This window comes from Massilia niastensis DSM 21313 (genome assembly GCF_000382345.1).
Lineage (GTDB): Bacteria > Pseudomonadota > Gammaproteobacteria > Burkholderiales > Burkholderiaceae_D > Telluria > Telluria niastensis.
Genome location: NZ_KB908152.1, coordinates 1 through 23,906 on the forward strand (window position 1 = coordinate 1; position 23,906 = coordinate 23,906).

Annotated in this window: 23 protein-coding genes; 19 read left to right on the top strand and 4 right to left on the bottom strand. The window is 65.3% G+C overall.

All coding sequences use genetic code 11. The features are described from left to right. The coding region (locus tag H162_RS32100; RefSeq protein WP_503826193.1) for a transposase at positions 1 to 194 on the bottom strand (194 nt) is incomplete at its 3' end. 30 nt (positions 195 to 224) lie between these two features. Here H162_RS32100 and H162_RS34490 point away from each other — a divergent pair. Then, positions 225 to 1,604 (top strand): phage tail protein, encoded by a 1,380-nt coding sequence (locus H162_RS34490; protein WP_156885832.1) that lies wholly within the window; start codon positions 225 to 227, stop codon positions 1,602 to 1,604. Between the two features lie 495 nt (positions 1,605 to 2,099). Here H162_RS34490 and H162_RS0126915 read toward each other — a convergent pair whose 3' ends face one another. Genes H162_RS0126915 through map form a run of 3 tightly spaced genes read right to left on the bottom strand, consistent with a single transcriptional unit; the run spans position 2,100 to position 6,304 of the window. Then, entirely contained in the window at positions 2,100 to 2,846 is a 747-nt protein-coding gene (locus tag H162_RS0126915; RefSeq protein WP_026355150.1) for a pseudouridine synthase, read from the bottom strand. A gap of 34 nt (positions 2,847 to 2,880) precedes the next feature. Then, a complete protein-coding gene (locus H162_RS0126920; protein ID WP_020656590.1) occupies positions 2,881 to 5,463 on the bottom strand; it encodes a [protein-PII] uridylyltransferase in 2,583 nt (860 codons plus the stop codon). A 4-nt stretch (positions 5,464 to 5,467) separates the two neighbouring features. Continuing rightward, positions 5,468 to 6,304: a type I methionyl aminopeptidase gene (gene map / locus H162_RS0126925; RefSeq protein ID WP_020656591.1), complete on the bottom strand. Its 837-nt coding sequence runs from the start codon at positions 6,302 to 6,304 to the stop codon at positions 5,468 to 5,470. Positions 6,305 to 6,640: 336 nt separating this feature from the next. On the opposite strand from map, the gene rpsB reads away from it, so the two are divergent. From rpsB to H162_RS33600, 18 genes are all read left to right on the top strand, one after another. Further along, positions 6,641 to 7,393: a 30S ribosomal protein S2 gene (rpsB, locus tag H162_RS0126930; RefSeq protein WP_020656592.1), complete on the top strand. Its 753-nt coding sequence runs from the start codon at positions 6,641 to 6,643 to the stop codon at positions 7,391 to 7,393. 137 nt (positions 7,394 to 7,530) lie between these two features. Next, a complete protein-coding gene (gene tsf, locus H162_RS0126935) occupies positions 7,531 to 8,439 on the top strand; it encodes a translation elongation factor Ts (RefSeq protein WP_026355151.1) in 909 nt (302 codons plus the stop codon). A 245-nt stretch (positions 8,440 to 8,684) separates the two neighbouring features. Then, positions 8,685 to 9,401, top strand: a complete 717-nt coding sequence (gene pyrH / locus H162_RS0126940; RefSeq protein ID WP_026355152.1) for a UMP kinase — start codon at positions 8,685 to 8,687, stop codon at positions 9,399 to 9,401. 34 nt (positions 9,402 to 9,435) lie between these two features. Further along, positions 9,436 to 9,996: a ribosome recycling factor gene (frr, locus tag H162_RS0126945; protein ID WP_026355153.1), complete on the top strand. Its 561-nt coding sequence runs from the start codon at positions 9,436 to 9,438 to the stop codon at positions 9,994 to 9,996. 190 nt (positions 9,997 to 10,186) lie between these two features. Next, positions 10,187 to 10,939, top strand: a complete 753-nt coding sequence (uppS, locus tag H162_RS0126950; RefSeq protein WP_020656596.1) for a polyprenyl diphosphate synthase — start codon at positions 10,187 to 10,189, stop codon at positions 10,937 to 10,939. Between the two features lie 21 nt (positions 10,940 to 10,960). Beyond that, a complete protein-coding gene (locus H162_RS0126955; RefSeq protein ID WP_020656597.1) occupies positions 10,961 to 11,791 on the top strand; it encodes a phosphatidate cytidylyltransferase in 831 nt (276 codons plus the stop codon). 13 nt (positions 11,792 to 11,804) lie between these two features. Next, positions 11,805 to 12,980: a 1-deoxy-D-xylulose-5-phosphate reductoisomerase gene (gene ispC, locus H162_RS0126960; protein WP_020656598.1), complete on the top strand. Its 1,176-nt coding sequence runs from the start codon at positions 11,805 to 11,807 to the stop codon at positions 12,978 to 12,980. A gap of 4 nt (positions 12,981 to 12,984) precedes the next feature. Beyond that, on the top strand, positions 12,985 to 14,322 hold the full coding sequence (rseP, locus tag H162_RS0126965) for an RIP metalloprotease RseP (RefSeq protein ID WP_020656599.1): 1,338 nt from the start codon (positions 12,985 to 12,987) through the stop codon (positions 14,320 to 14,322). Between the two features lie 81 nt (positions 14,323 to 14,403). Then, positions 14,404 to 16,740 carry an outer membrane protein assembly factor BamA gene (gene bamA, locus H162_RS0126970; protein WP_026355154.1) on the top strand — a complete coding sequence of 779 codons (2,337 nt, stop codon included), beginning with the start codon at positions 14,404 to 14,406 and terminating at the stop codon, positions 16,738 to 16,740. 40 nt (positions 16,741 to 16,780) lie between these two features. After that, positions 16,781 to 17,296 carry an OmpH/Skp family outer membrane protein gene (locus tag H162_RS0126975; protein ID WP_026355155.1) on the top strand — a complete coding sequence of 172 codons (516 nt, stop codon included), beginning with the start codon at positions 16,781 to 16,783 and terminating at the stop codon, positions 17,294 to 17,296. Positions 17,297 to 17,368: 72 nt separating this feature from the next. Beyond that, positions 17,369 to 18,418: a UDP-3-O-(3-hydroxymyristoyl)glucosamine N-acyltransferase gene (gene lpxD, locus H162_RS0126980; protein ID WP_020656602.1), complete on the top strand. Its 1,050-nt coding sequence runs from the start codon at positions 17,369 to 17,371 to the stop codon at positions 18,416 to 18,418. Beyond that, positions 18,415 to 18,912 (top strand): 3-hydroxyacyl-ACP dehydratase FabZ, encoded by a 498-nt coding sequence (gene fabZ, locus H162_RS0126985; RefSeq protein WP_020656603.1) that lies wholly within the window; start codon positions 18,415 to 18,417, stop codon positions 18,910 to 18,912. Before lpxD ends, fabZ begins: the two co-directional genes overlap by 4 nt. Then, positions 18,912 to 19,700 carry an acyl-ACP--UDP-N-acetylglucosamine O-acyltransferase gene (lpxA, locus tag H162_RS0126990; protein WP_020656604.1) on the top strand — a complete coding sequence of 263 codons (789 nt, stop codon included), beginning with the start codon at positions 18,912 to 18,914 and terminating at the stop codon, positions 19,698 to 19,700. The genes fabZ and lpxA overlap by 1 nt, the downstream gene beginning before the upstream one ends. After that, positions 19,684 to 20,841: a lipid-A-disaccharide synthase gene (gene lpxB, locus H162_RS0126995; protein ID WP_020656605.1), complete on the top strand. Its 1,158-nt coding sequence runs from the start codon at positions 19,684 to 19,686 to the stop codon at positions 20,839 to 20,841. The genes lpxA and lpxB overlap by 17 nt, the downstream gene beginning before the upstream one ends. Next, positions 20,838 to 21,485: a ribonuclease HII gene (gene rnhB / locus H162_RS0127000; protein WP_020656606.1), complete on the top strand. Its 648-nt coding sequence runs from the start codon at positions 20,838 to 20,840 to the stop codon at positions 21,483 to 21,485. Before lpxB ends, rnhB begins: the two co-directional genes overlap by 4 nt. After that, entirely contained in the window at positions 21,482 to 22,267 is a 786-nt protein-coding gene (locus H162_RS0127005) for a TrmH family RNA methyltransferase (protein ID WP_020656607.1), read from the top strand. Before rnhB ends, H162_RS0127005 begins: the two co-directional genes overlap by 4 nt. A gap of 50 nt (positions 22,268 to 22,317) precedes the next feature. Next, positions 22,318 to 23,514 (top strand): EAL domain-containing response regulator, encoded by a 1,197-nt coding sequence (locus H162_RS0127010; RefSeq protein ID WP_020656608.1) that lies wholly within the window; start codon positions 22,318 to 22,320, stop codon positions 23,512 to 23,514. 190 nt (positions 23,515 to 23,704) lie between these two features. Then, on the top strand, positions 23,705 to 23,906 hold a 202-nt coding region (locus tag H162_RS33600; RefSeq protein WP_211223754.1), incomplete at its 3' end, for a transposase domain-containing protein.

Consider the following 23,906-nt stretch of genomic DNA (forward strand, 5'->3'; position numbering starts at 1 on the left):
ATGTACATTCGCAGCATGCGCTCCAGTCCAACTGGCGGACGGCCCCGCCCATCACCCTTCGGATAGTGCGGCAGCAGCGCGGCGACCAATGTCGCCCACGGCGTCACGGCCTCGATCTCGGCGAGAAAGCGGTCGCGTCGTGTCTGCTTCTTCTTCTGGGCGAACTCGGCGTCGGAAAAGGTCGATTGCTTCATCAGGTACATGCCAACATTGGATGCGCTATTGTGCCAGCTGAGCTCGCTGCCGTGGAGTGGCGCCGATTAAATCAGTGCTTCCTTAACGGCAACGGAGACGGCACTTTCCAGCCGCCAGTACGTTATTTGCAGCCGCCTGCGAAATCAAGTATCGGCGCCATCGCAATCATTGCCGCGCGGCTCAACAGTGATGCCAAGCCCGACATCGTGCTGGGTATCGGCGGCGCAAGCGCCGGCACGGCGGTTTTGATCAATTCGACTGGCGTTGCTGCACCGGCGACGCCGGTCGGACCCACGCTGCTGTCGCCCGCCAATGACGCCACGCCGGCACAGCCGGTTACCTTCGACTGGAACGATGTGGCCAATGCGACCAGTTATGAAATCCAGATCGACGATTCCTCGACCTTTGCAGCGCCGTTCCGAGCCAGCCAAAACGTAAATGTCTCGCAGGCGATAATTGGCAACTTGCCTGCGCAACGCCTTTGGTGGCGCGTGCGGGCCCGGAATTCGGCTGGCGTATTCGGTCCGTTTTCCGCGGCGCGGCGCGTGACCCCGCGCGTGGCCGCCTCGCCCTCGACGCTGGCGACCATCGCAGTTGGCCCGGCATCGGTGGTTGGCGGTAATCCGGCGCAGGGCACGGTGACCTTGACCAGCGCTGCACCCTCGGGTGGGGCACTTGTGACGCTGTCGAGCAATAACACCGGAGCGGCCATGCTGCCGCCCAACGTCACGGTGGCGCCCGGCGTGGTTTCTGCGGTCTTTTCGGTGACCACCAACGCGGTTGCGGCTTCGACGTCGGTCATGATCAGCGGCACTTTCGGTGGTGCGAGCCGCAGCGCCACGCTGACCGTGCTGCCGACCACTGCGCCGCCGGCGCTCTCGGCGGTTTCGGTCAATCCATCCAGCGTGACCGGCGGCGCAGTCTCGCAGGGAGCGGTGACCTTGACGTCGGCGGCGCCGGGCGGCGGGTTTGTCGTTTCGCTGTCGAGCAATAATGCGGCCGCCGCAGTGCCAGCCAGTGTCTCCGTGGCTGCAGGATCAACCAGCACAAGCTTTGCTGTCCAGACCAGCGCCGTTGCCGCATCCACGCCGGTCACGCTCACGGCCAGCGCCGCAGGTGTGATGCGCACCGCGGCCCTGACGGTGAATCCGCAAGTGCAGACAGGGACGCTGACTGTGACGGCGACCGGGCGCAGCGGTGAGCGTATCACCTCCAGTCCTGCGGGCGTGAATGTTTCGGTCGGCAGCAGCGGCCTTGCCTCGTTCGCCACCGGTACGGCCATTACCCTGAGTGCGACGAATGGGCGCGACGTGATCTGGTCCGGAGCCTGCTCGAGCGGCGGCAATAAGACCCGGACCTGCCTGCTCACAATTACCGGCAATGCGATGGTGACGGCGAATGTGCAGTAGCGATGTTGTTGGCGCTGCCCGGGCTGCGCTTGGCCGTTTTTTCCGGGTCCCAACGGCGTGAGGTAATCCGGTTTTCATGGACATCCGAATAGGGGACAATATGCCTCGAAAGTCAGACCCCTCTTGAGCCTGACCCCACTGTTGATCCCGCGAGAAAGAGCAGCTCTATGCACGAGCTTGTTCCTGGATGCGTAAAGGCAGCATTTTCACCGCAGGAAAAGCAGGAGTCTGCATGGCCCACCTGCCTCGGCCGACCACAAGATGACCTGCAAAGGCTGTCCGCTTCGGGGCGATGGCAGCCGCACGCCACGGTCTACGCATGATCCGCTTTTCCTGGCCAACCGTGGCCGGGGTTGGCAGGCCCGGTAGCGGGAAGGGCGCCTTCGTCCACGCGATGATGCCCTGGCGAGACCGTCGAGCGCGGGCGCAGGGCCGGTCATGAGCGCCGCGTGACGGGCAAGCCGGCGCGGCGTCCCCGTCCACCCGACGCCATCCTCAGAACTGCTCGTCCGCCCGCAGGTAACGCCACTGCCCCTGCGGCAGGTCGCCCAGCTTGACCTTCCCGATCCGCACCCGCTTCAGCCCGATGACCTTCAGCCCGACCATGTCGCACATGCGGCGGATCTGGCGCTTGCGGCCTTCCTTCAGGGTGAAGCTGAGCTGGTCGTCGTTCTGCCAGCGCACCTTGGCCGGCAGCAGCGGCTTGCCGTCCATCCACAGGCCGTGGTTGAGCTTTTTCAGGTCGGCGTCCGGCAGCCGGCCCGGCTTGGTGTACTGCACCCGCACCAGGTATTCCTTCTCGATCGCCGTGTTCTCGCCGATGAGCTGCTTGGCGATGCGGCCGTCCTGGGTCAGCACCAGCAGGCCCACCGAGTCGATGTCGAGGCGTCCGGCCGGCACCAGGCTGCGCAGCTGGGTCGGGTGGAACTGTTCGGTCGACGGGTCGTCGGGCCAGCGGTTTTCGGGCTTGATCAGGGTGACCGCCGGCTTGTAGCCATCCTCGGCCTGGCCGCTGACGAAGCCGACCGGCTTGTTGATCAGGACCGTCACGCGCTTGGACTGCTCGGCGGCGGCCTGGCGCTCGACCGTGATGCGCTGCGTCGGCAGCACCTTGCTGCCCAGTTCGGAGACCACCTTGCCGTCCACGCGCACCCAGCCGCGGGCGATCCACTCATCGGCTTCGCGGCGCGAGCACAGGCCGAGTTCGGACATACGTTTGGATAGGCGGAGCGGTTCAGTCATCGAGCAAACTTCAAAAAAAAGGAAAGGAAAAGGGTCAGATCTTGAGCGCGTCGAGCAGGTCGGTTTCGAGCTGCACCTGCAGGCGCGCGTTGTTCAGGGCCGCGCCATCGATCAGGAACACGTCCTCGACCCGTTCGCCGAGGGTCATGATCTTGGCGGTATGCAGGTTGATGCGGTAGCGCGTGAGCACGTTGGCGATCGCATACAGCAGGCCCGTGCGGTCGTTGGCGGCCACCGACAGCACGTGGAACTGGCCGCGTTCGTCGGGCTGGAGCTCCACGGTGGGCGTGATCGGGAAGCTGCGCGACATGCGCGACAGGCGCCCGCGGCTGGGCGGGGGCAGCGGGTCCTGCGACACCAGCAGGGCGCACAGCTCGTGCTCGATCAGGCTGATGATGTCGCGGTAGCTGCCCGCGAAGTTCTCGGCGGTGACCAGGAAGCTGTCGAGCGCGTAGCCGTGGCGGGTGGTGTGGATCTTGGCGTCGAGGATGCTGAAGTTCTTGCGGTCGAAGTAGCTGCAGATGCGCGCGAACAGGTCGGGCTGGTCCTTGATGTAGACCGCCACCTGCAGGCCTTCGCCGATCGGCGCCAGGCGCGCCCGCACCACCGGCTTCCCGCTGTCGACCTTGTCGTACAGGGCGCGCGTCTGCCAGGCGATGTCGGAGGCGTCGTGGCGCAGGAAGTAGGCGACGTCGAGCTGGCGCCACAGCGCCTCGTGGGCCGAGGCGTCCAGGCCGAACAGGCGGAGGGTGGCCAGCGCTTCCTTCTGGCGGGTGCGCAGCTCGCGGTCGGCCGAATGCGGCTCGCCGCCCAGCACGCGCAGGGTGATCCGGTACAGGTCTTCCAGCAGCTTGGCCTTCCATGCGTTCCAGACCTTGGGGCTGGTGCCGCGGATGTCGGCCACCGTCAGCAGGTAGAGCGCGGTGAGGTGGCGCTCGTCGCGCACCACTTCGGCGAAGGCGGCGATCACGTCGGGATCGGACAGGTCCTGCTTCTGCGCCACGTGCGACATGGTCAGGTGCTGCTCCACCAGGAACACCACCAGCTCGGTGTCCTCGTCGCGCAGGCCGTGCTCGCGGCAGAACTGGCGCGCGTCGTCCATGCCGAGCTTGGAGTGGTCGCCGCCGCGGCCCTTGGCGATGTCGTGGAACAGGGCGGCGACGTACAGGATCCAGCGGTCGCGGAAATCGGCGCTCAGCTGGCTGCAGAACGGGTATTCGTGGGCGTGCTCGGGCATCGTGAAGCGGCGCAGGTTGCGCACCACCATCATGATGTGCTGGTCCACCGTGTAGACGTGGAACAGGTCGTGCTGCATCTGGCCGACGATCTTGCGGAAGGCCGGCAGGTAGCGGCCCAGGATCCCGAATTCATTCATCCGGCGCAGCGCGTGCACCAGGCCCACCGGGGCCTGCAGGATGCGCAGGAACAGCGCCTTGTTGGCCGGATCGGCGCGGAACGCGGTGTCGATGCGGGTGCGGGCGTGCCACAGGGCGCGCGTGGTGCGCGGCGTCATGCCCTTGATGTCGGGACGCTCGGTCATCGCCACGAAGATCTCGAGCACCGCCGACGGCGAACGCTCGAAGGTGTCATCGTCGGTGATGTCGATGAAGCCGTGCACCTCGTTGAAGCGCGCGTTGATCGGCACCGGGCAGGCCGGGTGCGGGAACAGCTGCGACTCGATGTTCTGCAGCAGGATGGTGTTGAGCTGGGTGACCGTTTTGGCGGCCCAGTAGTAGCGCTGCATCAGGTATTCGCTGGCGCGGCGCGCGTCCGGGCCGTCGCCGCTGGCGACCAGCCCGAGGGTCCTGGCGATCGCGGTCTGGACGTCGAACACCAGGCGGTCTTCGCGGCGCCGGGTATGCAGGTGCAGGCGGATGCGGATGTCCTTGAAGGCGCGCTCCTTTTCCATCAGCTGGCGCGCTTCCATGCGCGTGATCAGGCCGCGCGTGGCCAGCTGGCCCCAGGTGTCGCCCAGGCCGGCGGCCTTGGCCACCCACAGGATCACCTGCAGGTCGCGCAGCGCGCCCGGGCTTTCCTTGCAGTTCGGCTCGAGCGCGAAGGCGGTGAATTCGTGCTTGGCGTGGCGCAGCCGCATTTCGGCGGTCTTGGCCTGGAAGAAGGCCTGCGGGTCGAGCGCGTCGCGGTAGCGCTCCTGGAGTTCCTCGAACAGCCGGGCGTCGCCGGTGACCAGGCGCGCTTCCAGCAGGCTGGTCTGGACCGTGATGTCGGCCGCCGACTCGACCAGGCACTCATCCACGGTGCGGATGCTGTGCCCGATCTCCAGGCCCAGGTCCCACAGCAGCTGCACCAGCGCTTCCAGGCGCGCCTGGGTGGGTGCGTCCGGCGCGGCGCCGAGCAGGATCAGGAGGTCGACGTCGGAATAGGGGAACAGTTCGCCCCGTCCGTAGCCGCCGACGCCGACCAGGGCGGTGTTGGCGGGCAGGCCGGCCGCCTGCCAGGCGTCGGCCAGCACGCCGTCCACGCACTGGCGCAGGTTGCGCAGCAGCTTTTCGGGCTTGCCGTCCTCGTCGAACGCGTGGAACACGGCCTGGCGCTCGGCCTTGAGCCGCTGGCGCAGTCCGCTGAGGGCGATATCGGGAAGGGCGGCCTGCTCCATGGCTTTATGCGGGAACGGCCGCGGCCTGGTTCAGCAGCGGCAGCACGATGGCGGGCGGCGGCGGGCTGCCGGCCGACAGGGTCAGGACTTCGACGCCGGTCTCGGTCACCAGCACGGTGTGCTCCCATTGGGCCGACAGGCTGCGGTCCTTGGTCTTGATGGTCCAGCCGTCCGGCATTTCCTTGATCTCGCGGCGGCCGGCGTTGATCATCGGCTCGATGGTGAAGATCATGCCGGGTTCGAGCTTTTCGAGCGTGCCGGGACGGCCGTAGTGCAGCACCTGCGGCTCTTCGTGGAACACGCGGCCGACGCCGTGGCCGCAGAATTCGCGCACCACGCTGTAGCCGTTCTTCTCGGCGTGCTGCTGGATCGCATGGCCGATGTCGCCCAGGTGGGCGCCCGGCTTGACCTTGGCGATGCCCAGCCACATGCATTCGTAGGTGATCTCGGACAGGCGGCGCGCCATGATCGACGGCTCGCCGACCAGGAACATGCGGCTGTTATCGCCGTGGAAGCCGTCCTTGGTGATGACGGTGATGTCGACGTTCATCGCGTCGCCGCTCTTGAGCGGCTTGTCGGCCGGGATGCCGTGGCAGATCACGTCGTTGATCGAGGTGCAGAGCGAGGCCGGGAAGGGCGGATAGCCGGGCGGCGCGTAGTTCAGGGTGGCGGGCGTGGTGCCCTGCACGTTGACCATGTATTCATGGGCCAGCCGGTCGATTTCCTTGGTCGTGACACCCGGCTTGACGAAGGGCGTGATGTAGTCCAGCACTTCGGAGCCGAGGCGGCAGGCAATGCGCATGCCTTCGATTTCTTCCGGGGTCTTGATATTGATGGCCATAGGATGGATGTGAATGCGGGTGTGATTGCGTAAACGGTAAAACCCGGCCGGGGCGCGATGGCCAATGGCAGGGCTGGATCGGGCCATTATAAGGGAAGTCGATGGCCATTGTGGCACGCCGGCGGCCGCCGCGAAGGGCCGGTCGGGTCCGCGCTGGTCATCGCGAGGCGCACGCGCTTGAAAAAACGGCCAAATCCCGCTAGAATCTCGGGTTGCTCGTATTCGCATCGAGCAATGTTGTAAAAATAGCCTTTTTTATTGAAATCGCGAGTGTGGCCGCAAAAGGGTGCCGAACAGGTGACTGGCCACATTCAAGACCCAACCCTGGAGAATTACATGTCCGTTACTATGCGCGAAATGCTGGAAGCCGGTATTCACTTCGGCCACCAGACCCGTTTCTGGAACCCGAAGATGGCGCCGTACATCTTTGGTCATCGCAACAAGATCCACATCATCAACCTGGAAAAAACCATGGCGATGTACCAGGATGCGATGAAGACCATCAAGCAGATCTCGGCCAACCGCGGCACCATCCTGATGGTGGGCACCAAGCGCCAGGCGCGCGACATCATCGCCGCTGAAGCGCAGCGCGCCGGCGTGCCGTACGTCGACCAGCGCTGGCTGGGCGGCATGCTGACCAACTTCAAGACCATCAAGACCTCGATCAAGCGCCTGAAGGACATGGAAGCACAGATCGAAGACGGTTCGGTCGAGAAGATGTCGAAGAAGGAAGCGCTGATGTTCTCGCGCGAACTGATCAAGCTGCAGAAGTCGATCGGCGGCATCAAGGACCTGGGCGGCGTGCCTGACGCGATCTTCGTGGTCGACGTCGGCTACCACAAGGGCACCATCACCGAAGCCGGCAAGCTGGGCATCCCGGTCATCGGCGTGGTCGATACCAACCACTCGCCGGCCGGCGTGACCCACGTCATCCCGGGCAACGACGACTCGTCGAAAGCGATCACCCTGTACGCACGCGGCGTCGCCGATGCGATCCTGGAAGGCCGCGCCAACGCCACCAACGAAGTCGTTGAGATGGTCAAGGCTGCCGGCGGCGACGACTTCGTCGAAGTTTCCGAGCAGGCATAATTAAAAGGGCAGGCCTTGGCCTGCCCGGGTATCGAAGGGGGCGCCGGAACTACGAGCCCCCCTTTTTTTAAGCAGAATACGCGCGGGCGGCGCTGGCCGCCTCCCGCACCCTGGATAAACATTGAGGAGAAAACAACATGGCAGCAATTACTGCAGCGATGGTTGGTGAACTGCGCGCGAAGACCGATGCGCCAATGATGGAATGCAAGAAAGCACTGACCGAAGCCGAAGGCGACATGGCCCGTGCTGAAGAGATCCTGCGCGTCAAGCTGGGCGGCAAGGCATCGAAGGCATCCTCGCGCGTCACCGCCGAAGGCGTGGTGGCCGCTTACATCTCCGGCAACGTCGGCGCGCTGGTCGAAGTCAACAGCGAAACCGACTTCGTCGCCAAGAACGACGATTTCCTGGCCATGTGCAACCTGGCAGCCCGCCTGGTCGCCGAGAAAAACCCGGCCGACGTCGCCGCCCTGGCAGCGATCGAACACGAAGGCAAGACCTTCGACGACGTGCGTACGGCGCTGATCGGTAAAATCGGCGAGAATATGACCGTTCGCCGTTTCCAGCGTTTCGAAACCACCGCCAAGCTGGCTTCGTACCTGCACGGCACCCGTATCGGCGTGATCGTCGAGTTCGACGGCGCGGACGAGCAGGTCGGCAAGGACGTGGCCATGCACATCGCTGCAATGAAGCCGGTCGCCCTGTCGTCGGAGCAAGTTCCGGCCGAAATGATCGAGAAAGAGCGTTCGGTTGCTGAGCTGAAAGCCAAGGAAGACGCGGACGCCGCTGTCGCCGCCGGCAAGGCCCCGCAATCGGCCGAGATCGTCTCGAAGCGTATCGACGGTTCGGTGCAGAAGTACCTGAAAGAAGTGTCGCTGCTGAACCAGGCGTTCGTGAAGAACGACAAGCAGTCGGTCGAGCAGATGCTGAAGGCTGCCAACACCAGCGTGAAGGCGTTCACCATGTACGTGGTGGGCGAGGGCATCGAGAAGAAGGTCGACGACTTTGCAGCAGAAGTCGCAGCACAGATGGCTGCCAACAAGCAGTAATCGACAAGCGGGCCGCAAGGCCCGTTTTTTTAGGGCGGGCGGGATTGATGCGTGGTTGCAATTTGCGTTGCGGCTGCGGCAGGCGATAACGGCTGCGGGACGAGCTTGCCCCCGCCCGACACGCAGCACCCCAGGGGTCCCCTGGCATGCCATCCGCGGCAGTGCGGATGAGACCGCCGCCCACGAGGCCACGGTTGGAACCGAATTCGAAACACCGAAACACATTAATAGGAGCCCGCTTCATCATGACAAAACCAGCCTACCAACGAGTCCTCCTTAAACTGTCAGGCGAAGCGCTGATGGGGGATGATCCGTTCGGCATCAATCGCGCCACCATCGAGCGCATGGTGGCGGACGTGGCGGAAGTGGCGAAGCTGGGCGTGCAGGTGGCGGTCGTGATCGGCGGCGGCAACATCTTCCGCGGCGTGGCCCCGGGCGCCAAAGGCATGGACCGCGCCACCGCGGACTACATGGGCATGCTCGCCACCGTCATGAACGCACTGGCCCTGGCCGACGCGATGCGCCACGTGGGCATCACCGCGCGCGTCATGTCGGCGATCGCCATCGAGCAGGTGGTCGAGCCCTACGTGCGTCCGAAGGCGCTGCAGTATCTCGAAGAAGGCAAGGTGGTGGTGTTCGCCGCCGGCACCGGCAACCCGTTCTTCACCACCGACACCGCCGCCGCGCTGCGCGGCTCGGAAATCTCGGCCGAGATCGTCCTGAAGGCGACCAAGGTCGATGGCGTCTACACCGCCGATCCGAAGAAGGACCCGCACGCCACCCGCTATGAATCGATCACGTTCGACGAAGCCATCTCGAAGCACCTGCAGGTGATGGACGCCACCGCGTTCGCCCTGTGCCGCGACCAGAAGCTGCCGATCAAGGTCTTCTCCATCGTCAAGCCGGGCGCGCTCAAACGCGTCATCATGGGCGAAGACGAGGGTACACTGGTGCACGTTTGATTTTTATTTGAATTAAGAAGAACAGGAGAGCAGCATGTCCTTAGCTGACGTTAAGAAGAACGCCCAGGAGCGCATGGTCAAGTCCATCGACACCCTGAAGAGCGACCTGGCCAAGGTCCGTACCGGCCGCGCCCACACCGGCATCCTCGACCACGTGATGGTCGACTACTACGGCACCCCGACGGCGCTGCCGATGGTGGCCAACCTGACGCTGATCGACGCCCGCACCATCGGCGTCCAGCCGTGGGAAAAGAAACTGCTGAGCACGATCGAAAAGGCGATCCGCGATTCCGACCTGGGCCTGAACCCCTCGTCGCAGGGCGACATGATCCGCGTCCCGACCCCGGCCCTGACCGAAGAGCGCCGCAAGGAAATGGTCAAGCTGACCAAGTCGGAAGGCGAGGACGCCAAGATCGCCGTGCGTAACATCCGCCGCGACGCCAACGAGCAGCTCAAGAAGATGGTGAAGGACAAGACCGCGTCGGAAGACGACGAGCGCCGCGCATCGGACGAGATCCAGAAGCTGACCGACAAGTTCGTCGCCGAAATCGACAAGATGCTGTCGGAAAAAGAAAAAGAAATCATGACCGTGTAACACTGGCGTTCCGCACGCCCTGGCGGACCGGCCCCGGCGACTTGCCGCGGCCGGTCCGCGTACCTTATGATTGGCCCTTTTGGGGGCCTCGACAAACCGTCGACAGTGCGACGCGCAGCAGGTTTCTCGAGGTTTCCCCATTTGTGCCACCGCGAACGGCAGTTAACTGTCGGCAGCCCTGCTGGAAGTAATGATGTTCAAAAGTTCGACCACCGCCGTTCCCGATACACCGACCGTGCCGCGTCATATCGCGATCATCATGGACGGTAATGGCCGCTGGGCCACCAAACGCCTGCTGCCGCGCGTTGCAGGCCACGTCAAGGGCGTCGAAGCCGTGCGCGGCGTCGTCGAAGCCTGCGTCGAACGCGGCGTCGAGTACCTGACCCTGTTTGCATTTTCTTCCGAGAACTGGCGCCGTCCGGCCGACGAGGTCTCGCTGCTGATGCGCCTGTTCGTCACCGCGCTCGAGCGCGAGGTGTCGAAGATGCATGCGAATAACATCCGCCTGAAAGTCGTCGGCGACCTCAGCCGCTTCGACCCGAAGCTGCAGGACATGATCGCCGCCGCCGAGCGCCGCACCGCCAACAATACCCGCCTCACCGTCACCGTGTGCGCCAACTATGGCGGCCGCTGGGATATCATGCAGGCAACGAACAAGATGGTGGCAGCCAACCCGGGCGTGACCGAATTCACCGAAGAGTTGCTGGCGCCGCACCTGGCGATGGCCTATGCGCCCGAACCCGACCTGTTCATCCGTACCGGCGGCGAGGAGCGGATCTCGAATTTCCTGCTGTGGCAGCTCGCCTATGCGGAACTGTATTTCACGCAGACCTTCTGGCCCGATTTTTCGCCCGAGGCGCTGGACGAGGCGATCGCGTCGTTCCAGCGGCGCGAGCGGCGTTTTGGACAGACCGGCGACCAGGTAGCGAAAAAGATTAACTAAGAACAGCGAACAGCGACAAGAATGCTGAAAACCCGGATACTCACCGCGCTCGTCCTGCTGGCAGTGCTGCTGCCAGTCTTATATTCCAATAATTTCACGGCATTCGCGGTGGTCGCTTCGGCCTTCTTCGGCGCGGCGATCTGGGAATCCTTCCGCCTGTTCAATCCGGGTTCCAGCCGCGCCCTCGTGATCGCGCTGTTCTGGACCGCTGCCTTCGCCTATGCGTTCTTCATCGCCAACCCGAACGCGCCGACCTTCTGGTTCTCGATCAGCGTGCTGGTGTGGGCGCTGCGCTTCGTGCCCTCTCTGAAGCTCGGGCTGCCGCCCCTGAACAGCGCGGCCAACACTTTCCTCAGCCTGATCTACGCGATCGCCGTGGTCGGCTGCTTCGCCGCCATCGTCACGCTGTTCTCGTATTCGGCGCTGTACCTGCTGTCGGTGATGGCCATCGTCTGGTTCGCCGACATTTTCGCCTACTTCTCCGGCAAGGCCTTCGGCAAGCGCAAGCTGGCGCCGTCCATCTCGCCCGGCAAGTCGTGGGAAGGGGCGATCGGCGGCTGCATCGCCGTGCTGGTGCTGGCCGCCGCCACCGTCCTGTTCGGCGGCACGGCCCTCGCGAACACCTTCGCCGTGCGCGTGCAGGCCAGCGTCGGCTGGGCCGGCATGTTCGCCGTCCTCATCCTTGTGGTCGCCGCCAGTGTGGTGGGCGACCTGTTCGAATCACAGCTCAAGCGCCGCGCCGGCATGAAGGACAGCAGCAACCTGCTGCCCGGCCACGGCGGGGTGCTGGACCGGATCGACGCGCTCGTCCCGGTCTTGCCATTGGCGGCCCTGATCGGCGCCTGGCTCTAGAAGGAGCAGTACCATGCAACGCATCACCATCCTGGGCGCCACCGGTTCCATCGGCGCCTCGACCCTCGACGTACTCGCCCGCCATCCCGGCCGCTACCGCGTATATGCCCTGAGCGCGCACGGCCGCGTCGAGGAACTGGCCGCGGCCTGCCGCATCCACCGTCCGGCACGCGCCGTGGTCGGCACGCCCGAGGCGGCGCGCCGGCTGGCGGCCCTGGTCGCCGACCTGCCGGTCTCCGTCGAGCACGGCGAGCAGGCCCTGTGCGAGATCGCGTCCAGCGACGACACCGATACCGTGATGGCGGCCATCGTCGGCGCCGCCGGCCTGGCGCCGACCCTGGCCGCCGCGCGCGCCGGCAAGAAGGTCCTGCTGGCCAACAAGGAAGCCCTGGTCATGTCGGGCCAGCTGTTCATGGACGCGGTGCGCGAGCACAAGGCGACCCTGTTGCCGATCGACAGCGAGCACAATGCGATCTTCCAGTCGCTGCCGCAACACTATGCGCGCCAGCCCGGCGCGGCCGGGGTGGCGAAGATCCTGCTGACCGCCTCGGGCGGCCCGTTCCTGAACCGCGCCGTCGAGACCCTCGGCGACGTCACGCCCGACGAGGCCTGCAAGCACCCGAACTGGGTGATGGGCCGCAAGATCTCGGTCGACTCGGCCACCATGATGAACAAGGGCCTCGAGGTGATCGAGGCGCACTGGCTGTTCGGCGCCCCGGCCGACCTGATCGAGGTGGTGATCCATCCGCAGAGCGTGATCCATTCGATGGTCTCGTATGTCGACGGCTCGGTGCTGGCCCAGCTCGGCAACCCGGACATGCGCACCCCGATCGCGCACGCGCTGGCCTTTCCGGAGCGTATCGACTCGGGCGTGGCCCAGCTCGACCTCACCAGCATTGCGGCGCTGCAGTTCTACCAGCCCGACTTCGCGCGCTTCCCCTGCCTGGCGCTGGCCTTCGACGCGCTGCGCGCGGGCGGCACCGCGCCGGCGCTGCTGAACGCCGCCAACGAAGTGGCGGTGCAGGCCTTCCTCGACCGCGCGATCGGCTTCCGCGACATCGACCGCGTGATCGCGCAGGTGATGGATGCCGTGCCGCACGGTCCGGCCCCCTCGATCGAGGCGGTGCTGGCCCAGGATGCGTGCGCCCGCGAAGCGGCGCATACTGCCCTCAATCGCCTGCGGGGGTAATGCCATGAACCTGTTGTACACCGTGCTGGCCTTCGTGCTGGCGCTTGGTCCGCTGATCGTGTTCCACGAGCTGGGCCATTACGTGGTCGCACGCCTGTGCGGCGTGAAAGTGCTGCGCTTCTCGGTCGGCATGGGCCGCGTGGTCTGGTCGCGCCGCTTCGGCAAGGACCAGACCGAATGGGCGCTCTCGGTGCTGCCGCTGGGCGGCTACGTCAAGATGCTCGACAGCCGCGATCCCGAGACCGCGCCGAAGGACGACTCCGAACTCCACCGCGAGTTCACGCGCCAGAATGTCTGGCGCCGCATCGCGATCGTCGCCGCCGGTCCGATCGCCAACTTCCTGCTCGCGATCGCCCTGATGGCGGCCCTGTTCATGCACGGGGTCGAGGAGCCGAGCGCGCGCCTGCGCGCGCTGCCGGAAGCCTCGGTGGCCCACCAGGCCGGCGTGCGCGGCGGCGATACCGTCACGTCCGTGAACGGCGCGCCGGTGCAGTCGTGGATGGAACTGCGCTGGCAGGTCCTGCAGGCCACGGTCAACAAGACCGCCGCGCGCCTGGAACTGCGCGGCGTGCATGGCGGCACCTATGCGGCCACGATTCCTGCGGCGGCGATTGCGAAGACCACGGTCGAAGGCGACGTGCTGGGTGCCCTGGGCATGGAGCTGTGGCGGCCGCAGCCGCGTATCGAGAAAGTGATCGAGGGCGGGGCAGGGGAGCGCGCCGGCCTGCAGGCGGGCGACCTGGTCCTGAAGGTCGAGGGCAAGCCGGTGGTCGACGGCATCGCCTTCATCGAGGCGGTGCGCGGCGCGCCGGGACGCGCCCTCGCGCTCGAGGTCGAGCGGGCCGGACGCGTGCAGGCGCTCGCGCTCACGCCCGAACGCGACCCGAACGGGCGCGGCATGATCAAGGTCATGGTGGCGCAGGCGCCGGAGATGGTCACGGTCTCGTCGGGTCCGTTCGAGGCGGTTGCGAAAGGCGCCGAGCGCACCTGGGAAACCAGCGTGATGACGCTCAAGATGATCGGCAAAATGATTATCGGCGAAGCCTCGTGGAAAAACGTGACGGGTCCGATCACGATTGCCGATTATGCCGGACAGACCGCGCGTATTGGCCTGGTGAGCTATTTACAATTCATTGCGTTCATTAGTATTAGCTTAGGCGTAATGAATTTGTTACCAATTCCAGTTCTGGATGGGGGCCATTTACTGTATTATTCGCTGGAAGTTTTGACCGGGCGTCCCCTTCCTGCGCGGATTGGTGAATTCGCGCAGCGCGCCGGGGTCGGCCTGCTGTTCATGCTGATGGCGCTCGCCGTCTTCAATGACCTGGTGCGGCTGTTCTGAGGCGGCCTTGCGGCCCGCCCGAACCCACCGGCAAAAACAATATGTATCGTTGTCCAAATGACTGACCCTTTGATCCAGCCAATGAAATCACAACCAGATCGTTTTGCCCTGCCGTTCATCCGTCGCAGCATGATCGGCGCGGCCGTGCTGGCCCTGTGCGCCGGTAATGCGCTTGCCGTTAACCCGTTCGTCGTGAAGGACATCCGGGTCGAAGGCATCCAGCGCACGGAAGCGGGCACCGTGTTCAGCTACCTGCCGGTGCGCGTGGGCGAGACCTTCGACGACAGCAAGGCGACCGCGGCGATCAAGGCCCTGTACGCCACCGGCTTCTTCAAGGACATCCGCCTGGAAGAAGAAAACGGCGTGCTGGTGGTGCTGGTTGAAGAGCGTCCCGCCATCTCGACGGTGGACTTCACCGGCACCAAGGAATTCGAAAAGGACATGCTGGTCAAGGCGCTGCGCGAAATCGGCGTCGGCGAGACCAAGATCTTCGACAAGGCCTCGGTCGACCGCGCCGAGCAGGAGCTCAAGCGCCAGTACCTGTCGCACGGCCTGTACGGCGTGAAGATCACGACCACCGTCACACCGATCGAGCGCAACCGCGTGACGATCATGTTCAACGTCGACGAGGGCGACGCCGCCAAGATCAAGGGCATCAACATCGTCGGCAACAAGGCCTTCTCCGACAAGCAGCTGCGCGAACTGCTGCAGCTGTCGACCTCGGGCTGGTTCACCTGGTACTCGAAGGCCGACCAGTATTCCAAGCAGAAGCTGACCGGCGACCTGGAAGCGATCAAGTCCTGGTACCTGAACCACGGCTACCTGGAAGCCAACGTCGAATCGACCCAGGTCTCGATCACCCCGGACAAGCGCGACATCTACCTGACCATCAACGTCACCGAAGGCGAGAAGTACACCGTCTCGGACGTGAAGCTCGAAGGCGAGATGTTCGGCCGCGAGGAAGAACTCAAGCAGCTGATCCTGCTCAAGCCTGGCAAGATCTACTCGGGCGACCTGCAGGAAAACACCAACAAGCTGATCTCGGACCGCCTCGGCACCTTCGGCTATGCGTTCGCCAACGTCACCGCCAACCCGGAGATCAACCGCGAGAAGCGCGAAGTCGCCTTCACCTTCTTCGTCGACCCGGGCAAGCGCGCCTACGTGCGCCACATGAACATCTCGGGCAACACGGTCACCCGCGACGAAGTCATTCGCCGCGAATTCCGCCAGTTCGAAAGCTCCTGGTACGACGCCAACAAGGTCAAGCTCTCGCGCGACCGCGTCGACCGCCTCGGCTACTTCAAGGACGTGAAGGTCGAGACGCCGGAATCGCCGGGCACCTCCGACCAGGTCGACGTCAACGTCATCGTCGAGGAAAAACCGACCGGTAACTTCCAGATCGGCGGCGCGTTCTCGCAGTCCGAGAAGTTCACCTTCACGGCGTCGATCTCGCAGGCCAACTTCGCCGGCAGCGGCAACACCGTCGGCATCGAGCTGAATACCAGCAAGTACAACCGCACGATCGCGTTCTCGCAGACCAACCCGTACTTCACCGACGACGGCATCTCGCGCGCCTTCCAGCTGTACCTGCGCACCTCGCGTCCGCCGGCGGTGAACATCGGTTCGTACACGGTGCGCCAGACCGGCGGCAACCTGACCTTCGGCGTGCCGTTCTCGGAATCGGACACCGTCTACTTCGGCGCCGGCCTGGAACGCACCGAGATCGAGACCGACCAGACCTCGCCGGTCCTGTACCAGACCTTCGTGGCGCAGAACGGCGGCCCGGCGGACGGTATCGGCAAGGCCACCACGAATGCGATCCCGCTGACCGCGGCATGGGGCCGCGACACCCGCGACAGCGCGGTGACGCCGACCCGCGGCCGCTACCAGCGCGCCAACTTCGAGATCGACGCGCTGGGCGACGCCAAGTACTACCGCCTGGTGTACGAACACCAGTGGTACCGTCCGCTGACGCGCTGGATGACCCTGGCGCTGCGCGGCGAGCTGGATTACGGCAAGGGCATCGGCGGCAATGCCTACCCGGTCTTCAAGAACTTCTACGCCGGCGGCATCGGCTCGGTGCGCGGCTACGAAAGCTCGTCGCTGGGCGTGGTCGACCCGACCTACTACGACGCGATCGGCGGCTCCAAGCGCGTGATCGGCAATGCGGAACTGCAGTTCCCGTTCCCGGGCAGCGGCACCGACCGCAGCCTGCGCTGGTTCACCTTCGTCGACGGCGGCCAGGTGTTCCAGGAAGACGCCAAGATCCGTCCGTCGGAATTCCGCTTCTCGGCCGGTATCGGCCTGTCGTGGATTTCCCCGGTCGGCCCGCTGAAGTTGAGTTATGCTAAGCCCCTGAATTCCCTGCCGGGCGACCGCCTGGAGCGCTTCCAGTTCCAGATGGGCACCGGCTTCTGACCGGCCGGAACCAGCCCCGGCCTTCGATTGCGAGAGACTTATGTTGAAAAATCTGATAGCCTCGTTGCCCTGCGGCCTGCTGCTGGCCGCCGCGTGCGCCGCGCCGCTGGCGCACGCCCAGATGGCGCCGGGCCGGATCGGGTTTGTGTACACCGAACGGCTGATGACCGAGTCGAAGATGGCCAAGGCCGCCGACGCCAAGATCGCGGCCGAGTTCTCGAAACGCCAGAAGACGGTCGAGGAAATGGTCAGCAAGTACAAGAAATTGTCCGACAAATTCGACTCCGAGGCGGCTGGCCTGAACGAGCTGGAACGCAACCGCCGCGCGCGCGAGCTGTACAACATGCAGAAGGACGTCGAGCGCATGCAGCGCGAATTCCAGGAAGACCTGCTGCAGCGTAAGAACGAAGAGCGCGCCGCGATCGCGCAAAAGGCGTACAAGCTGGTCGAGCTGGTGGCCGAGCAGGAGAAGCTGGATGCGGTCCTGGCCGAAGCGGCCTGGGTCAGCCCGCGCATCGACATCACGGACAAGATCCTGAAGCTGCTCGACAAGTAAAACGAACCAAGCTAACGCGCAAGGCATGAGGTCTTGCGCACACTGATTTTGACTCACACTGGAAAGACCGAGATGGGCATTCGACTGGGCGATTTGGTCGAGCGCTTCGGCGGACAGCTGGTGGGCGACCCGAACCTCGAGGTTTCGGCGATCGCACCGCTGGACAGCGCCGGCGCTTCGCACATCAGCTTCCTCAGCAACAGCAAGCTGCGCGCACTGGCCGCGCAAAGCCAGGCGGCGGCGCTGATTCTCTCGCCGCTGGACGACCCGACCGTGGCCGCCACCTTCGAGGGCGCGCGCATCGTCACCACCAACCCCTACGCCTACTTCGCCCGCGCGGCGCAGTACTTCGCGTCGCTCTTCGAGCAGGCGCCGGAGCCGGGCGTGCATCCGAGCGCCGTGGTGGCGCCCGGTGCGCGCATCGATCCGACCGCCCACATCGGGCCCAACGTGACCGTCGAGGACGGCGCAGTGCTGAAGGCGGGCGTCGTCATCGATGCCGGCTGCTTCATCGGCCGCGAGGCCGAGATCGGCGAGGGCACGCACTTCTTCGCCAACGTGACCTTCCATGCGCGCTGCAGCATCGGCGCGCGCGGCATCGTCCATTCGGGCGCCGTGATCGGCACCGACGGCTTCGGCTTCGCCAGCGAAGGCGGGGTGTACATCAAGATCCCGCAGACCGGGCGCGTCCTGATCGGCGACGATGTCGACATCGGCGCCAACACGACCATCGACCGCGGCGCACTGGCCGACACCATCATCGAGGATGGCGTCAAGCTGGACAACCAGATCCAGATCGGCCACAACTGCCACGTCGGCGCGCACACCGCGATGGCGGGCTGCGTGGGCGTGGCCGGCAGCGCCAAGATCGGCAAGCACTGCACCTTCGGCGGCGCCGCCATGGTGCTGGGCCACCTCGAGATCGCGGACCACGTCCACATCTCCTCGGGCAGCATGGTCTCGCGCTCGGTGCTGGAGCCGGGGCAGTACACCGGCTTCTACCCGCTGGCCAAGAACGCCGAGTGGGAGCGCAGCGCCGCCATCGTGCGCAACCTGGCCTCCATGCGCGAGAAGATCCGTACGCTGGAAAAGACAATCAAAACACTGACAGAACAAAAATGAGCACCAACGACCTCAAGACCCTCGACATCACCCAGATCAAGGAATACCTGCCGCACCGCTACCCGCTGCTGCTGGTCGACCGCGTGCTGAACGTCGAACTGGGCAAGTCCATCACCGCGATCAAGAACGTCACCGTCAACGAAGAATTCTTCAACGGCCACTTCCCGCACAAGCCGGTGATGCCGGGCGTGCTGATGATCGAAGCGATGGCGCAGACCGCCGCCATCCTGTCGTTCATGACCATGAACGTGAAGCCGGACGAGAATTCGGTCGTGTATTTCGTCGGCATCGACAACGCCCGCTTCAAGCGTCCGGTGGAACCGGGCGACCAGCTGAAGATGGACGTCGAGATCCTGCGCGTCTCGCGCGGTATCTGGAAATACAAGGCGGTCGCCACGGTCGACGGCAAGGTCGCCGTCGAGGCGGAACTGATGTGCACCATCCGCGGGGCCGCCGAGGCGCCGATGAAGACCGGACAAGCAGCGGAGCAGTAATGAACAAGATTCACCCGAGTGCGATCGTCGATCCCAAGGCCGAGCTGGACAGTTCGGTCGAAGTCGGCGCGTTTTCGATCATCGGCCCGCACGTGCGCATCGACGCCGGCACGGTCGTGGGCCCGCACGTGGTCATCGAAGGCCACACGACGATCGGCAAGGACAACAAGTTCTTCCAGTTCTCGTCGATCGGCGCCGCGCCGCAGGACAAGAAATGGAAGGGCGAGCCGACCCGCCTCGAAGTGGGCGACCGCAACACCGTGCGCGAGTTCTGCACCTTCAACCTGGGCACCGCCCAGGACGAAGGCGTGACCCGCCTGGGCAACGACAACTGGATCTCGGCCTACGTGCACCTGGCGCACGACTGCCAGGTCGGCAGCAACACGATCTTCTCGAACAATGCCCAGCTTGCGGGCCACGTCCACGTGGGCGACTGGGCGATCCTGTCGGGCTATGCCGGCGTGCACCAGTTCTGCAAGATCGGCGCGCATGCGTTCGTCGGCATGTACACCAGCCTGACCCAGGATGTGCCGCCCTTCGTGCTGGTCTCGGGCAATCCGGCCGGCGCGCGCGGCATCAACATCGAAGGCCTGAAGCGCCGCGGTTTCTCGCGCGAGCAGATCGACGGCATCCGCAGCGCCTACAAGCTGCTGTACCGTTCCAACCTGACGCTCGAGGAAGCCAAGGCCGCGCTGCAGGAAGAAGAAACCCGCCTGGCCGGCGCAGCCAACGACATCCGCGCCCTGCGTGAATTCCTCGATACCACCACCCGTGGCATCGTCCGCTAGGCTGTCGCTGGCCCTGGTCGCCGGCGAGACATCCGGCGACCTGCTGGCGGCGCGCCTGCTGGCCGGCCTGCGCCCGCACATCCCGAACGCGCGTTTCCACGGCATCGGCGGCCCGTGCATGCTCGAGCAGGGCATGGTGTCCGACGTACCGATGGATACGCTCACGGTGCGCGGGCTGTTCGAAGTCATCCCGCGCTACCGCGAACTGAAGGCCATCCAGAACCGCCTGCGCGACCGCCTGCTGGCCGATCCGCCGGCCGCCTTCATCGGCGCCGACTACCCGGGCTTCAACCTCGGGCTGGAAGAGCAGCTGCGCGCCGCCGGCATCCCGACGGTGCACTTCATCAGCCCGCAGATCTGGGCCTGGCGCGGCGGGCGCATCAAGAAGATCAAGCGCGCGGTATCGCACATGCTGGTGATCTTCCCGTTCGAGGAAGCGATCTACCGCCAGCACGGCGTGCCGGTGACCTATATCGGCCATCCGCTGGCCGAGATGATCCCGCTGGTGCCGGACAAGGCGGCGGCGCGCCGCCAGCTCGGCATCGCCGAGGATGCGCGGGTCGTGACCATCATGCCGGGCAGCCGCATGGGCGAGCTGAAATACCTGGCCGAGCCTTTCGTGAAAGCCGCGCAGCTGCTGGCCCGGCGCGACCAGAAGCTGGTGTTCGTGTCGCCGATGGCGGGCGAGCGCCAGCGTGCATACTTCAACGACATCGTGGCCAGGGCCGGGCTGGCCGACGTCCCGCTGCAACTCATCGACGGCCAGTCGCACGCCGCGATTGCGGCCGGCGACGCGGTGCTGGTAGCATCGGGTACCGCGACGCTGGAAGTGGCGCTGTTCAAGAAGCCGATGGTGATCGCCTACAAGGTCATGCGCGCCTCGTGGGAAATCATGCGGCACATGGGCTACCAGCCCTGGATCGGCCTGCCCAACATCCTGGCGCGCGAATTCGTGGTGCCGGAATACCTGCAGCACGCTGCCACGCCCGAGGCGCTGGCGGACGCCGTGTGGCGCCAGCTGGACGACCCCGCGGGCAGCGAGCGGCTGGCCCGGCGCTTCACCGACATGCATCACAGCCTGCTGCGCAACAGCGCCCAGGAGAGTGCGGACGCGGTACTGCGCGTAATCGGACTGAAATGAGAAAGAAGAAAGTCAACCTGTATCCCGGCCTGCCCACCCGGGGCCGGCCGTTCACCGACGACGACATCGTCTGCGGGGTGGACGAGGCCGGGCGCGGCCCGCTGGCCGGCCCGGTGTTCGCGGCCGCCGTGATCCTGGACCCCAGCCGTCCGATCGAGGGCCTGCGCGACTCCAAGAAGCTGACCGAGGCGCGCCGCGACGAACTGGCTCCCTTGATCCGCGAACATGCGCTGGCCTGGGCCATCGCCGAGTGCTCGTGCGAGGAGATCGACAGCCTGAACATCCTGCAGGCGACCATGCTGGCGATGCGGCGCGCGGTCGAGGCGCTGGCCACCATCCCCACCATCGCCCTGATCGACGGCAACCGCTGCCCGACGATGGAGGTGCGCGCGCACGCCATCGTCGAGGGTGACGACAAGGTGCACGCGATCTCGGCCGCCTCGATCCTGGCCAAGACCGCGCGCGACGCCGAACTGGTGCGCCTGCACGCGCTGTACCCGCAGTACTGCTTCGACCAGCACAAGGGCTATTCGACGCCGCTGCACCTGGAGCGCCTGCGCGCCCACGGTCCGTCGCCGGTGCACCGCCGCTCGTTCGCGCCGGTGCGCAACCTGCTGCAGGCCGACTTCTTCGAGGCCGCATGAAGACGGTTACCTCGCGCGACAACGCGTTCTACAAGGACCTCAAGGGGCTCGCCACCAGTTCGCAGGCGCGGCGCAAGTCGGGCCAGAGCCTGCTCGACGGCGTGCACCTGTGCCAGACCTGGCTCGAACTGCGCGGCGCGCCCGTGCATTGCGTGGTCGCCGAAGCCGCGCTGGCCAATGCCGAGGTGGCGGGCATCGTGGCGCGCTGCGAAGCGCTGCACGCGCCGGTGACGGCGCTGCCGGAGGCGCTGTTCAACGCGGTCAGCCAGGTCGAGCATGGCGTGCACCTGCTGTTCGTGGTGGCCACGCCACGCCCGTCGAAGACCCCGGCGCTGGTGGAATCGAGCGTGCTGCTGGACGGCGTGCAGGACCCCGGCAACGTGGGCTCGATCCTGCGCAGCGCGGCGGCGGCCGGCATCCGCCAGGTATATTGCGGCCCGGGCACGGCGTTCTGCTGGTCGCCCAAGGTGCTGCGCGCCGCGATGGGCGCCCACTTCGTGCTCGACATCTTCGAGAACGTCGAGCTGGCGCCGCTGGTGCGCGAGGCCCGGGTGGCGGTGCTGGCCACCAGCGGCTACGCGAGCGAGCGCCTGTACGGCATGGACCTGCGCCGGCCGGTGGCCTGGGTGCTGGGCCACGAAGGGCAGGGCGTCTCGCCCGAGCTGCTCGAGCTGGCCACGCACCGCGTGGCGATCCCGCATGCCGGCCAGGTCGAGTCGCTGAACGTGGCCGCCTGCGCCGCGGTGTGTTTTTTCGAGCAGCTGCGCCAGCTTCAGGCATAGACGCCGCCCGGCCTTCAGGTTAATCTTGCGGCTGGGAAACTGGAGTTACGATGGACATCGCGCATTTGCATTTTCTGGTGGCGGAAGCCGACACGGCACAGCGCAGGTCGCTGGTCGACCTGCTGGGCCAGCTGGGCGCCGGCCGGATCACCGACGTGCCCGACGGGCACATGGCGCTGCAGACCCTGGAAGCCGGCCTGGCGCCGGTGGTGAATGTCGCGATCGTCGACCTGGCGCTGCCGGGCATGGACGGTCTCGAGCTGATCCGCAACGTGGGCGCACTGGATGCGAACGTGCGCCTGGTGGTGACGGGCGCCCAGCCGGCGGACCTGCTGTTCTCGGTGGAAACGCTGGCGCAGGCCTATGGCGTCGACCTGCTGGGTACGATTTCCAAGCCGGTGACTGCCGCCAAGCTGACTTTGTTGCTTGAAAACTACACTCCCTTCCCGCGCCGGGAGTCGCGTCCGAGCGGTCCGCGCTTCAGTTTCCAGGAGATCGGCATCGGCTTGCAGAAGCGCCAGTTCGAGCCCTTCTTCCAGCCGAAGATCGAGCTCGCGACGGGCCAGGTGAAAGGCCTGGAAGCCTTCGCGCGCTGGCGCCATCCGGAGCATGGCGTGCTGGCCCCGACGGCCTTCATCGATGCGCTGGAAGAGAATGGCCGGGTCGATTTCCTCGACTGGAGCATGATCGAGCTGTCGGCCGAGCGCTGCCGCTGGTTCCACGACCAGGGCATCCCGATCTCGATCTCGGTGAACATCGCCCCCGAGACCCTGGCCCATCCCGCCTTCGTGCGCCAGATCGAGTCCTGCCTCGGCCGCCACCGTATCCTGCCCGGTTACCTGACCTTCGAAGTCTCCGAGTCCTCGGTGCTGAACACCGACCCCCATTTCATCGAGCGCCTGGTGCGCCTGCGCATGATGGGCTTCGGTCTGGCGATCGACGACTACGGCACCGGCCGCTCCAACCTGCAACTGCTGGCCCGCATCCCGTTCACCGAGCTCAAGATCGACCGCAGCTTCGTCGACGGCGCCTCCAAGCGCCGCCCGATCGGCACCGTGTTGCGTTCCTGCCTGGGCCTGGCGCACAGCCTGGACCGCATGTCGGTCGCGGTCGGCGTCGAGACGCGCCAGGACTGGGATTTCCTGCAAAACCTCGGCTGCACCTACGCCCAGGGCTACCACATCGCCAACCCCATGGAAGCCGCCGCCTTCCCCGCCTGGCTCGACGACTGGCGCCACTACTTCTAAACAAATAGGGTCAGAGTCGAATTATTGGGAAATTCCCCAGAATTTCTTTTAATTGAACTCTGACCCCATTTGTTTTTACCAGCTTTCCCAAAATCAAAATTAGGGTCAGAGTCTAATGCGGTTAAGTTAAGCCGCCTTTGATCATTTGGCTGTTGTAAACGTGTAGCGGCTCTGTTAACCTTCGGCTCCGATGCTAGCCGATACCCTTCCACTTGTAACCGCAGATCTTCCCGCTCCTGATTGGCAACGGCTGGGTGAGCATCTGCCAGTTGAGTGGATCGAGCAGGCGCTCAGCCATACAGGTAAGGCGAGCATTCGACGAAGACGTTTGCCAGCACAGCAGGTAGTGTGGTTGGTCATTGCGTTGGCCTTGTACCGTCATCGTTCGGTAC

Bases quoted from the DNA above. Each gene is read 5' to 3' on its own strand.
- H162_RS0126915 (WP_026355150.1), bottom strand. From the start codon at position 2,846: ATGACTGAACCGCTCCGCCTATCCAAACGTATGTCCGAACTCGGCCTG.
- H162_RS0126920 (WP_020656590.1), bottom strand. From the start codon at position 5,463: ATGGAGCAGGCCGCCCTTCCCGATATCGCCCTCAGCGGACTGCGCCAG.
- map (WP_020656591.1), bottom strand. From the start codon at position 6,304: ATGGCCATCAATATCAAGACCCCGGAAGAAATCGAAGGCATGCGCATT.
- rpsB (WP_020656592.1), top strand. From the start codon at position 6,641: ATGTCCGTTACTATGCGCGAAATGCTGGAAGCCGGTATTCACTTCGGC.
- tsf (WP_026355151.1), top strand. From the start codon at position 7,531: ATGGCAGCAATTACTGCAGCGATGGTTGGTGAACTGCGCGCGAAGACC.
- pyrH (WP_026355152.1), top strand. From the start codon at position 8,685: ATGACAAAACCAGCCTACCAACGAGTCCTCCTTAAACTGTCAGGCGAA.
- frr (WP_026355153.1), top strand. From the start codon at position 9,436: ATGTCCTTAGCTGACGTTAAGAAGAACGCCCAGGAGCGCATGGTCAAG.
- uppS (WP_020656596.1), top strand. From the start codon at position 10,187: ATGATGTTCAAAAGTTCGACCACCGCCGTTCCCGATACACCGACCGTG.
- H162_RS0126955 (WP_020656597.1), top strand. From the start codon at position 10,961: ATGCTGAAAACCCGGATACTCACCGCGCTCGTCCTGCTGGCAGTGCTG.
- ispC (WP_020656598.1), top strand. From the start codon at position 11,805: ATGCAACGCATCACCATCCTGGGCGCCACCGGTTCCATCGGCGCCTCG.
- rseP (WP_020656599.1), top strand. From the start codon at position 12,985: ATGAACCTGTTGTACACCGTGCTGGCCTTCGTGCTGGCGCTTGGTCCG.
- bamA (WP_026355154.1), top strand. From the start codon at position 14,404: ATGAAATCACAACCAGATCGTTTTGCCCTGCCGTTCATCCGTCGCAGC.
- H162_RS0126975 (WP_026355155.1), top strand. From the start codon at position 16,781: ATGTTGAAAAATCTGATAGCCTCGTTGCCCTGCGGCCTGCTGCTGGCC.
- lpxD (WP_020656602.1), top strand. From the start codon at position 17,369: ATGGGCATTCGACTGGGCGATTTGGTCGAGCGCTTCGGCGGACAGCTG.
- fabZ (WP_020656603.1), top strand. From the start codon at position 18,415: ATGAGCACCAACGACCTCAAGACCCTCGACATCACCCAGATCAAGGAA.
- lpxA (WP_020656604.1), top strand. From the start codon at position 18,912: ATGAACAAGATTCACCCGAGTGCGATCGTCGATCCCAAGGCCGAGCTG.
- rnhB (WP_020656606.1), top strand. From the start codon at position 20,838: ATGAGAAAGAAGAAAGTCAACCTGTATCCCGGCCTGCCCACCCGGGGC.
- H162_RS0127005 (WP_020656607.1), top strand. From the start codon at position 21,482: ATGAAGACGGTTACCTCGCGCGACAACGCGTTCTACAAGGACCTCAAG.
- H162_RS0127010 (WP_020656608.1), top strand. From the start codon at position 22,318: ATGGACATCGCGCATTTGCATTTTCTGGTGGCGGAAGCCGACACGGCA.